At 33.7% G+C, this 11256-nt stretch carries 8 protein-coding genes; 5 read left to right on the top strand and 3 right to left on the bottom strand.

The genetic code is table 11. The features are described from left to right. The first annotated feature begins 43 nt into the window (after nt 1–43). A complete protein-coding gene (locus K0R77_RS03855; RefSeq protein ID WP_300348136.1) occupies nt 44–1348 on the top strand; it encodes a helix-hairpin-helix domain-containing protein in 1305 nt (434 codons plus the stop codon). A 107-nt stretch (nt 1349–1455) separates the two neighbouring features. Here the strand turns inward: K0R77_RS03855 and K0R77_RS03860 are convergent, their stop codons facing one another. The 3 genes from K0R77_RS03860 to K0R77_RS03870 form a co-directional block, all read right to left on the bottom strand. After that, the gene (locus tag K0R77_RS03860) at nt 1456–3582 is read right to left on the bottom strand and encodes a type IA DNA topoisomerase (RefSeq protein WP_300348144.1); all 2127 of its coding nucleotides are present in this window, start codon (nt 3580–3582) and stop codon (nt 1456–1458) included. 120 nt (nt 3583–3702) lie between these two features. Then, nucleotides 3703–4299, bottom strand: a complete 597-nt coding sequence (locus K0R77_RS03865; protein WP_300348154.1) for a hypothetical protein — start codon at nt 4297–4299, stop codon at nt 3703–3705. After that, complete coding sequence (locus tag K0R77_RS03870; protein ID WP_300348159.1) at nt 4289–5263, bottom strand: hypothetical protein; 975 nt, start codon at nt 5261–5263, stop codon at nt 4289–4291. Before K0R77_RS03870 ends, K0R77_RS03865 begins: the two co-directional genes overlap by 11 nt. Nucleotides 5264–5635: 372 nt before the next feature. Here K0R77_RS03870 and K0R77_RS03875 point away from each other — a divergent pair, with 372 nt between their 5' ends. The 4 genes from K0R77_RS03875 (at nt 5636) to K0R77_RS03890 (ending at nt 10804) form a co-directional block, all read left to right on the top strand. Then, nucleotides 5636–6664: a methionine ABC transporter ATP-binding protein gene (locus K0R77_RS03875; protein WP_300348171.1), complete on the top strand. Its 1029-nt coding sequence runs from the start codon at nt 5636–5638 to the stop codon at nt 6662–6664. Continuing rightward, the gene (gene metI, locus K0R77_RS03880) at nt 6657–7313 is read left to right on the top strand and encodes a methionine ABC transporter permease MetI (protein WP_300348181.1); all 657 of its coding nucleotides are present in this window, start codon (nt 6657–6659) and stop codon (nt 7311–7313) included. Before K0R77_RS03875 ends, metI begins: the two co-directional genes overlap by 8 nt. Before the next feature lie 54 nt (nt 7314–7367). Continuing rightward, nucleotides 7368–8174 carry a methionine ABC transporter substrate-binding lipoprotein MetQ gene (gene metQ / locus K0R77_RS03885; protein WP_300348192.1) on the top strand — a complete coding sequence of 269 codons (807 nt, stop codon included), beginning with the start codon at nt 7368–7370 and terminating at the stop codon, nt 8172–8174. A 368-nt stretch (nt 8175–8542) separates the two neighbouring features. After that, nucleotides 8543–10804 carry a glycoside hydrolase family 3 C-terminal domain-containing protein gene (locus K0R77_RS03890; RefSeq protein WP_300348204.1) on the top strand — a complete coding sequence of 754 codons (2262 nt, stop codon included), beginning with the start codon at nt 8543–8545 and terminating at the stop codon, nt 10802–10804. Nucleotides 10805–11256 lie beyond the last annotated feature (452 nt).

Here is an 11256-nt window from a genome sequence, read left to right on the forward strand (position 1 = left end):
AATCATTTTAATAATTAAATTTTATTTTTAATTTTACAAAATGATGAAAAAAAATTACTATCAAAAGATAGCAGTTCTTGGTTTGCTGCTGCTTATTCTTTTTGGTTTTCAGAAATATACCGATAAGGAAAAAGAAAATTTCCCTGAAGTACAATTCGTTTCTGAAAGCTTACCTACAGACATTTTAACGGAATTTGACCCGAATGATCTCGATGAAAATCAATGGCAGAAATTAGGGTTTTCCGAAAAACAAACCACAACAATTCTCAAGTACAAAAAAATTGTAGGCGGAAAATTTCTTTCAAAAGAACAGTTTAAAAAATGTTACGCAGTTTCTGATGAAAAATTTACTCAACTGCAGGATTTTATTTTACTCCCGGAAAGCAATAAAGACGCAAAATCAAGTCATTATAATTTCAAACAATTTGAAAAAACTTCTCTGAATATTTCAGGGAAATTTAATCCCGATCAGCTTTCTCAAAATGATTGGGAAAAGATGGGCTTTTCTGAGAAACAGTCAGCGGCAATTTTAAAATATAAAAGTTATCTCGGCGGAAGCTTTGTCAGCAAAGAAAAGTTCAAAGAATGCTTTATTATTAATGATGAAAATTATCAAAAGCTTGCTCCTTATTTACTTTTACCAGCAAAAACTCCTGCTAATTTTAATGTGTATGCTGGAAAATCTAATTCGTTTAAAACCAAAACTCCGCAAACAACTTTCGATCCTAATGTTTTGGACGTCAATGGTTGGATGGCTTTAGGATTTACAGAAAAACAAGCTAACGTAATCGTCAATTATCGTGACCGGAACCTAAAAGGAAGTTTTAAAACCTTAGAAGATATCCAGAATTGTTTTGTAATCTCTCCTGAAAAATTTGCAGAATTGAAACCTTTCATCAAATTAAACCCTGCAACAATGAAAAATTCTGTCGATAAAAAGTCTGAAACAAGACAGGATAAGACAGATTTTTCTAAAACAGATATGAATTCTATTACTTTCAGACAGCTTCTGGAATTTGGTTTAGACGAAAAAAGTGCAGGCTCGATGATCGGTTTCAGAAAAAAGCTGGGTGGTTTTATGACAAAAGAACAAATTCTTGAAACTTATAATATTGACAAAGAACTGGTTCAGAAATTATTAAGTATTGCTCCGCTCGACAATTCAAAAGTGGAACGATATTCATTGGTTGATGCTCCGGAAGAATGGCTGAAAAATCATCCTTATTTTAAATATTCTGCGGATAAAATTATCTACTATCGAGTGAGTAATCCTGACGACAAAAAAATTTGGAAATTCCTTAAAACAAAACCTGAATACGAAGCGAGAATGAGATTATATGTGAAATAGGTTTTAGAGTTTAATTATCGCAGTATTTTTGTCATTCCGTAGGAATCTAAGCAGTCAATAAAAGCTTAGATTCCTACGGAATGACAAACTATATGTTAATCAATTAATTATGAATTCAAATTAATTACAAATTCGGGAGACAATGAGATTATACCTTCGCTTAAACTTTCCGGATGCGTGGTGAAACCTTTTAATTTTGATGTTTTTCCTTTTAAAACCAAATCCATCAGTTGTTTATCCGAAAGCTTTTTTCCGAAAATATCAAATGAAACTTTAAAGCCGCAGTTTTTAAAATCGGAACATCCGACTGCGGTTTTCCCTTTCATCAGATGGTGTTCTTTACATTTGGGGCATTTTGTTTCTTCCCAGGACTGCAGTTCTTTTTTTACGGCTGGTTCGCGTTTTTTCTTTTCTTTGACTTCTTCTTTTTCTTCATGTAAAGTAAAAACTTTTGCCTTTCCGTCAACGACTTTTTTGGTCAGTTCCCTGATCATCTGAATTAATTCATCTTTGAACTGATTCGCTTCATATTCACCACTCTCGATTTTACGAAGTTTAAGTTCCCACTCCCCTGTCAGTTCCGGACTTTTCAGCAACTCATCTTCAATAGTGTCGATCAGCTGAATTCCTGTAGAAGTCGCGACTAAATTTTTCTTTTTCCTTTCTATATATTTTCGCTTAAAAAGCGTTTCAATAATGTTTGCACGGGTTGAAGGTCTTCCGATCCCGTTGTTTTTCAACATTTCACGAAGTTCTTCATCATCGACCTGTTTTCCGGCAGTTTCCATGGCACGGAGTAAAGTTGCTTCGGTATACGCTTTTGGCGGAGAAGTTTTTCCCTGATGAATCATGGGTTCGTGAGGTCCTGTTTCACCCACTTTAAATTCAGGAATCGTTTGTTCCTCTTCCTTATCTTTTTCTTTATCAGTCGGCTCCTCTTTGGCATCTTTAGCATAAACTGCTCTCCAACCCGGTTCGAGAATCTGTCTTCCGCTTGTTTTAAAAGGGATTGTTCCCACTTGAGCTTCCACGACCGTATTTGAAATTTTACATTCAGGATAAAAAACAGCGATAAAACGTTTGGCAATCAGATCATAAATCAGTTTTTCTTCTTTGGTTAAATTCTGAGTCGGCGGAATTTCAGTTGGAATAATCGCATGGTGATCGGTCACCTTCGCGTCATCAAAAACCGCTTTAGACCTTGGAATCGGCTGCTCCAGTAATGGCGAAATCAACTCTTTATAAATAACCATACTTTGAAGAATTCCACCAATTTTCGGATATAAACTTTCCGATAGATACGTTGTATCAACACGGGGATAAGTGACGTACTTTTTCTCGTAAAGACTTTGAATATACTTCAACGTACTGTCTGCAGAATATCCGTATTTTTTATTGGCTTCAACTTGAAGTCCAGTCAAATCAAACAGTCTGGGATTTTTCTCTTTTCCTTCCTTAATTTCAAACGAAAGGATTTCAAAAGGATTGACTTTTAAATATTCCAAGCCTTTTTCTGCGCGGTCAAGAGTTTTTAATCGGTCAATTGCCGCATTGAAAATAACATCTCGATATTTGGTTTTCAGTTCCCAATATTCTTCTGTTGAGAACGCATCAATTTCTTTCTGACGCTGAACAAGCATTGCCAGAGTGGGAGTCTGCACTCTTCCGATAGACAAAACCGCTTTATTTCCGCCAAACTTTTTTGTAAAAAGCCTTGTGGCATTAATTCCCAACAACCAATCTCCTATTGCTCTTGCATTTCCTGCCAAATATAAATTTTTGTAATCTTCGGCAGGTTTTAATTTTTCAAAACCTTCTTTAATCGCTTCTTCGGTAAGGGAAGAAATCCACAAACGTTGCACGGGTTTGTCACATTTTGCTTTCTGTAAAACCCAACGCTGAATAAGTTCTCCTTCCTGTCCCGCATCCCCGCAATTGATGACCTCGTCACATTCTGCAACTAGTTTTTCAATAACTTTAAACTGATTTTCAACGCCTTTGTTTGGAATTAATTTAATCCCGAAATTATTTGGAATAATCGGCAGCAAAAACAGATTCCAGGATTTGTATTGCGGACCGTAATCGTGCGGTTCTTTGAGCGTACAAAGATGTCCAAAAGTCCAAGTTACACAATAACCGTTCCCTTCCATATAGCCTTGTTTAGGCATGGTTGCGCCCAATACTTTGGCAATATCTCTGGCAACACTAGGTTTTTCGGCAATACAAAGTTTCATGAATAATCGGGTTATAGAAAGGGGTGCAAAATTCGGGATTTTTTTTGGAATTCATCTAAAGGAAAAATAAAAAATCTCTGAAAAATATTACTCATGAAAGCGAATTACTTAACTATATAATTAATAATTTTTCTTGAATTCATAAAGTATAAACTCATACAAATTAGAAATTGTTAATATTAAATAAAATATAAAACTTAATATTCCCCACACCAAAATAAAACGAAAAATTAAGATAATAATTAAGTAAGTACTAATTTTTGTGATTTCAAAACAATTAATTTTAGTATAATATTCTTCAACATTTATACTTGTTAATCCAGGGAAAAAATTATTTAAAACAATAAGTATGATAATAAAAATAGCTAAAACGATACTAAATGTCAAAAAATCTCTAAAACTAACTAAGAAATTAAATGCTTGATTTTTTTTATTTTGATTCTCTAAACTATCATCTTCTTTAATTTTAAGATCTCCTAATTTATCAGGTATTTTCATCAAAACTCCAAAAATAAGACCAATAAATAGCGATAAAAGATTAGCAAAAATTGACGGGTTATCAATTAATTTTTTACCCAAATTACAGTAAACAATTGCAAAAGAGGATAAAGGAATTATACAGAGAAAAATAAAATACTTAAGAGTAAGTTTTTTTTCTACACCATTCACATCGGTTTTCAGTGACTTAATAGTATTCTTAAAATTTTTAAGAATCATTTCTTCTTATATTTCTTAAATTATTATCTTCATTTTTAATCTCGCTTAGTAACTGCAAGCAATATTCTTTTAAAGAATTATATTCTGGTAATTCATTATTATCAAAATCAACTCTGTCTTTTAGATATATTCTTGGTTTAATGTCTTCAAAATCATTTCCTAGTTCAAAATGCGTGACTTTTTTTGTAATTTCATTTTGAACTACTATACTAGTTCTATCAAAATTTTGAAGATTATTATCTCCTATTTTTTGCAGACCTAATGATTCAATAAATCGTCTGTAGAGTCTTGTTGCTACACCACCACCAATTGGTGTAATTTTAACTTCAATTTTGAATTCATTTGCAATAGATTGAAAACTTTGTTCATCACTTAATCTTGAAGATAATTGCCTATCCGTAAATTTAATTTCTTTTACTAAAGCATTTTGTTTAAACTCCTCTTTAATTATTGCTGGATAAAAGCTTTCAGTCGTTGGTTTTTTGTATTCTTCATCTAAGCTAAAAAGTTGTTTCATTATAGTATCTATAAATACTTTTCTGATCCCCTCGTCTTTATAAGATTGAAATAAAACATATCCTTTTTTATCATTTAATGGAAAATAAATTATAAAAAAATACTTATCATTTATCACATTTCCATCTAAATTTTCTTCCTCATTTTTATCAATTAGCTTACCTTTTGTTTTTCCATTACCTAAATCTCCTCCTTTTAACAAACCATAAATAAGATTGTCAGTACTATTATATCCGGATTTATCTCCAATTAGTGTAAAAGCTTTTTTTCCGACTCTATGATATGACGAGTCAGAGGGATTATCCAAAATATTTACTAATTTTTGGTAAATAGCTGCTATTTGAGAAGATTGAATTTTTTTATTGAAAATATCGGAAAATGTTGAATTTCCTTCATTTTTTTTATATGGATTTAGATTAAAGCTTATAATTTCGAGTTTTGCGTCCATTAGTTTTTTATGCTAATATAATGAAACTACTCCAAGTAAGTGGAAAATTTTCTAATATAAAATGATTGCCTGCAAAAAATAAATATCTAAAAATCAAAAGCTTAAATATGAATCATTAAAAAGTCTACTAAAAAAGTAGACTAATGAAAATATATGTTTTATATTTGCAACCGTAATCAGGTTTGGAAATGAAAATGAAAACAAAATTCAGATACAATTCTATGAAGAAGATGAGCATCATGCACATGATGATGTATTGCTGTATGCCTTTATATGTGGATTTTAGTGGATGACCTTACTTTATTATGACATATTTTTTAAAGGCTTTACCACGTTGTAAAGCCTTTTTTCTTTAACAACAAATCAGGAACAATGATAGAAATAAAAAACATTTCAAAAACATTTCATCAAAAAAAACAGTCTTTCAAAGCGTTGGACGATGTGAGTCTGACTATCGAAAAAGGTGACATTGTAGGCATCATCGGGTTTTCCGGAGCGGGGAAAAGCACATTGATAAGAACCGTCAATCTTTTGGAAAGACCCGATGAAGGACAAATCATCATCAACGGGACAGATTTCACCAAATTAAGTTCGAAACAATTGGCAAAAGAGCGTAAAAAAATAGGAATGATTTTCCAGCATTTTAATCTGCTTTCTTCAAGGACGGTTTTTGAAAATGTGGCGCTTCCTTTAGAACTGGATCAGCTAAAAAAAGATCAGATCCATGAAAAAGTCAATGAACTTTTAAAAATTGTCGGACTTGAAGACAAGGCGAATGATTATCCCAAAAGTCTTTCGGGCGGTCAAAAACAAAGGGTTGCCATTGCGAGAGCTTTAGCCAATGATCCTTACTTACTGTTGTGTGACGAGGCGACAAGCGCACTCGATCCGGCTACAACAAAATCTATTCTGCAACTTTTAAAAGATATTAATAATCGATTGGGCATCACTATTTTACTGATTACCCACGAAATGGATGTGATAAAAGCCATTTGTAATCACGTTTCAGTAATTGACAAAGGAAAACTGGTCGTGAAAGGTACACTCAGGGAAATTATCTCAAACAGAGATCATCCGATCATCAAACAATTTATAAACTCAGGAAACATGACAATACCTCAGGAATTCACAAAAACACTACAGAAAGAACCGAAGGACGGCTTATTTCCGCTGATTGAAGTTGAACTTAATGAAGACATCAGCGTTGAAAAACTGCTTTCAAAAATATATGATGAATATAAAATCCCATATCAGCTTCTGAAAGCCGATGTAGAATATCTGGGAAGTTCAAACATCGGAACGCTGCTCCTTCATTTAAAAGGAAAATACGAAGAAAACCAGAAAGCAATTTACTATTTTAATCAGAATAAAATTCAAAATACAGTAAGAGGTTATGCTTAGCGACACTGTGATTTCCCTATTATCCAAAGGACTTTGGGAAACGATATTTATGACTTTCGCTTCAGGATTTTTTGGTTTTGCTTTAGGCTTGCCTATTGGAATTTTTTTATTTTTAACGAAAAAAGGTCAGCTTTTAGAAAATGTCATCTACAACAGGATTTTCTCTGTTTTGGTTAATATTTTCAGATCCATTCCTTTTATCATCTTGATTGTGTGGATGATTCCGTTTACAAGAGCTTTAGTAGGAACTTCAATCGGAGTGAATGCCGCCTTGGTTCCGTTAAGTATTGGTGCTGCTCCGTTTATTGCAAGATTGGTTGAAAACAGTCTGCTCGAAATTCCGCAAGGTTTGATTGAAACTGCAAGAGCTTTGGGAGCTAGTCCGCTTCAAATCATCAGAAAAGTTTTATTGCCGGAAGCTTTACCGTCGCTCATTAACAATGCAAGTATTACGCTGATTACTTTGGTGGGTTATTCCGCGATGGGTGGCGCAGTCGGTGCAGGTGGACTTGGGCAAATCGGTTATCAATATGGATACATTGGATATGATGCTGTGATCATGAATATGGTTTTGGGATTGCTTGTGGCTTTGGTGTTTATCATTCAGTTTTCCGGGGATCGGGTGGCGAAAAGGTTTGATCATCGATAAGTCTAAATAGTCAGACAATAAAAAAGTTATACAGTTTATAGAAAATAATTTACAATGAAAAAAAAGATTTTAGGTTTTGTAGCAGCAGGTTTGCTGTTATTGAATGCATGTAATTCATCAAAAAAAGAAGATCCGAATTACATTAAAGTGGGAATAACTTCCGGTCCTGAACAGGAAATTGCCGAAACAGCAAAAAAAGTTGCCAAAGAAAAATATAATCTCGAGGTTGAACTCATTTCTTTCAATGATTATGTAATTCCAAACGAAGCTCTTAATAATGGGGATATTGATGCGAATGCTTTCCAGCACGTTCCTTATTTAAATGAACAATCAAAACAGCGTGGTTATAAATTGGCTGTGATTGGAAATACTTTTGTTTATCCAATTATCGCTTATTCAAAAAAGATCAAAAATATTTCTCAGCTTCAGAATGGAAGCACGATCGTGATTCCGAACGATCCTACAAATGGCGGAAGATCATTATTGCTTCTTCAGAAAAACGGATTATTAAAACTAAAAGAAGGTGTCGGATTATTACCGAAAGTTACCGATATTACTGAAAATCCAAAACAGCTGAAAATCCTGGAAATCGAAGCTCCTCAATTACCAAGAGTTTTGGATGATAAGGAAGTTGTAATAGCCATCATCAATAATAATTTTGCAGCACAGGCCGGTTTGGATGCCAATGAATTTGGAATTTTTAAAGAAGATAAAAACTCGCCTTACATGAATGTAGTGGTTTCAAGAGAAGACAATAAAAATGACGAAAAAGTTAAAAATTTCCTCAAAGCTTATCAGTCTGAAGAAGTTGCTAAAAAAGCAGATGAGATTTTCAAAGGTGGTGCTGTTAAAGGTTTTTAATTAAAGTATTGTATCGTCAATGGTGAAGAATCAATGGTCAATTTAATTACGGAAAATTTCTCTTCTCTGAAAGGGTGATTTTTTTTGAAGAAAAAGATGGATATTTTAATATATAATCAAATTAGTAAATTGTTTAAAAGAAAATTTCTTTAACAAACCCTATTTTGCATCAACAAATTAGCTCTTTTTAGTGTTGTTAAAACAAATTTGCATTTTCAAGAAAACAGTCATAATCTTTTCAATTAAGATCAAAATGTGGTATTAAATTAATATTACAATTAACCATTTTATAACCAAAACCCATTTTCTCAATTTGAGATAATAAATAATTTCAGTACATTTGTTTTCAATCAATAAAAAGGTTTTTTATGCTAAAGAAAACTGCCATTGTAGGTTTGTTCACACTAATATCTGCTCATTCTATGGCTCAAAATACTATTCTGCCGATTTATCTTGATGAATCAAAATCTGTAGAGCAACGTGTGCAAGATGCACTTTCGAGAATGACTTTGGAGGAAAAAGTGGCAATGCTTCATGCACAGTCAAAATTCAGTTCACCCGGAGTTCCAAGATTGGGAATTCCGGAGTTCTGGACAACAGATGGACCTCACGGAGTGCGACCGGAAGTAATGTGGGACGAATGGAATCAGGCCGGTTGGACGAACGATTCTATCATTGCTTACCCTGCTTTGACTGCTTTATCTGCAACATGGAATAAAAAAATGTCATGGAATTATGGTAAAGCTTTAGGCGAAGAAGCACGCTACAGAAAAAAAGATATTCTTTTAGGACCTGGAGTCAACATCTACAGAACTCCCCTCAACGGAAGAAATTTCGAGTACATGGGTGAAGATCCTTATTTAACTTCAAAAATGGTTGTTCCTTATATCAAAGGGGTACAGTCAAACGGAGTTGCAACTTCCGTAAAACATTACGCACTCAACAATCAGGAAATGTTCCGTCATACAAGCAATGTAAATATTGATGACAGAACTCTATACGAAATTTATCTTCCACCATTCAAAGCAGCAGTCACAGAGGGAGATTCGTGGACAATCATGGGAGCTTATGATATGTACAAAGGTCAATATGCAAGTCAGAATCAATATCTTTTAAATGACATTCTAAAAAAAGAATGGGGTTACAAAGGTGTCGTAGTTTCCGATTGGGGCGCAGTGAACAATACCGAGCAAGCCATCCACAACGGATTGGATCTTGAATTCGGGAGTTGGACCAATGGACTTTCCGCCGGAACAAAAAATGCTTATGACAACTATTATTTAGCTCAGCCTTATTTAAATTTAATTAAATCAGGAAAAGTAGGGACAAAAGAACTGGATGATAAAGTGACCAGGCTTTTGAATCTGGCTTATAAAACTACGATGAACACCAAGAAGCCTTTCGGAAACGTAGCTTCTGAAGAACATAAAGCAGTTGCAAGAGAAATCGGTGAAGAGGGAATCGTTCTTTTAAAAAATCAAGGAAATGTACTTCCGATCGATTTAAATAAAGCAAAAAAAATTGCTGTCATTGGTGAAAATGCAATCAAAATAATGACTGTTGGTGGCGGCTCATCTTCTTTAAAAGCAAAATATGAAACTTTACCTCTAGACGGAATCAAATCAAGATTCGGAAAACAGGCAAATGTGCAGTTTGCAAGAGGTTATGTAGGTGATATTGGTGGAGAATATAATGGTGTAAAATCAGGACAGGATTTAAAAGACAGCCGCTCTGCAGATGAATTGCTGAATGAGGCTGTTGAATTGGCAAAAAAATCTGATTATGTAATTTTCGTTGGTGGTTTAAACAAATCTGACTTTCAGGACAGTGAAGGAAACGACAGAAAAAGTTATGGATTACCATACAATCAGGATAATGTGATTGCTGCTTTGGCAAAAGCCAATAAAAACTTTGCGGTGGTTTTAGTTTCAGGAAATGCAGTAGCAATGCCTTGGATCAAAGATGTACCTGCTGTGCTTCAATCATGGTATTTGGGTTCAGAAGCAGGAAATTCAATTGCCTCTATTTTGTCTGGAGATACCAATCCTTCAGGAAAACTGCCATTCTCTTTTCCTGTCAAGCTAGAGGATAATTCGGCTCACAAATTAGGAGAATATCCGGGAAATAAGGAAGAACTGACAGCCGGAAAAGGAAAAGATCAGAAAAACCCTATAAATATTACCTATAATGAAGGAATTTTCGTAGGTTACCGTTGGCATGATACAAAAAAAATAAGACCATTATTCAGTTTCGGGCATGGTTTAAGCTATACAGCTTTTGAATTCGGCAAAGCTAAAGCCGATAAAACAGTAATTGGTCAGGATGATAAAATTATGTTTACGGTTATGGTAAAAAACACAGGTAAAAAAGCAGGAGCCGAAGTAGTACAGTTGTACATCAGCGATCTTAAATCATCTGTTCCAAGACCAACAAAGGAATTGAAAGGTTTTGAAAAAATATTTTTAAATCCTAATGAAGAAAAAGAAGTGAGCATTACGATTGATAAAACTGCGCTAAGTTTTTTCGATGCCGATAAAAACCAATGGGTTGCAGAACCAGGTGATTTTGAAGCACAAATCGGAAATTCTTCGGATGCAATCAAGACAAAAGTGAAGTTTACATTAAAATAAATTGCTTTTATATTAAAAAAATCCCGACACTTAATTCTCGAAGTGTCGGGCTTTTTATTTCTTATATCAATTTGTTTCACTTTACTATTGGGATTTGTAAGAAGGTACGCTAAAGCAACAGAGGTCTGAACCGTTTAATGCTTCTAATTCATTTAATTTATACTTTTCATTCAAAGATCTCTTTAAAATTATATTTTCTGGTTCTCATTTTTTTTATTATTAAACACATTTTATCTCATTCGAGCTTTTTACACTTTCTTCTTTCAGTTTCTTCCAATTACCAGTTATTAACAAATATTCAATTCTTAAAGGCTTTTAATTTTCGATTTTGATCCTGCAAAACTGAACTTTTAATCTTTCATTCCTTTTAATAATCAGTATCTATTTCCAGCTCTTGACTGTATATTTTTTGTGCCTGTGCTTTTGCCGAATAACAAAAAAGGATGTCGCTG

This window comes from Chryseobacterium sp. (assembly GCF_029240215.1).
In the GTDB taxonomy this organism is placed as follows: Bacteria; Bacteroidota; Bacteroidia; order Flavobacteriales; family Weeksellaceae; genus Chryseobacterium.

Coding starts and splice junctions, on each gene's coding strand:
- K0R77_RS03855 (WP_300348136.1), top strand. CDS start 44: ATGAAAAAAAATTACTATCAAAAGATAGCAGTTCTTGGTTTGCTGCTG.
- K0R77_RS03860 (WP_300348144.1), bottom strand. CDS start 3,582: ATGAAACTTTGTATTGCCGAAAAACCTAGTGTTGCCAGAGATATTGCC.
- K0R77_RS03865 (WP_300348154.1), bottom strand. CDS start 4,299: ATGATTCTTAAAAATTTTAAGAATACTATTAAGTCACTGAAAACCGAT.
- K0R77_RS03870 (WP_300348159.1), bottom strand. CDS start 5,263: ATGGACGCAAAACTCGAAATTATAAGCTTTAATCTAAATCCATATAAA.
- K0R77_RS03875 (WP_300348171.1), top strand. CDS start 5,636: ATGATAGAAATAAAAAACATTTCAAAAACATTTCATCAAAAAAAACAG.
- metI (WP_300348181.1), top strand. CDS start 6,657: ATGCTTAGCGACACTGTGATTTCCCTATTATCCAAAGGACTTTGGGAA.
- metQ (WP_300348192.1), top strand. CDS start 7,368: ATGAAAAAAAAGATTTTAGGTTTTGTAGCAGCAGGTTTGCTGTTATTG.
- K0R77_RS03890 (WP_300348204.1), top strand. CDS start 8,543: ATGCTAAAGAAAACTGCCATTGTAGGTTTGTTCACACTAATATCTGCT.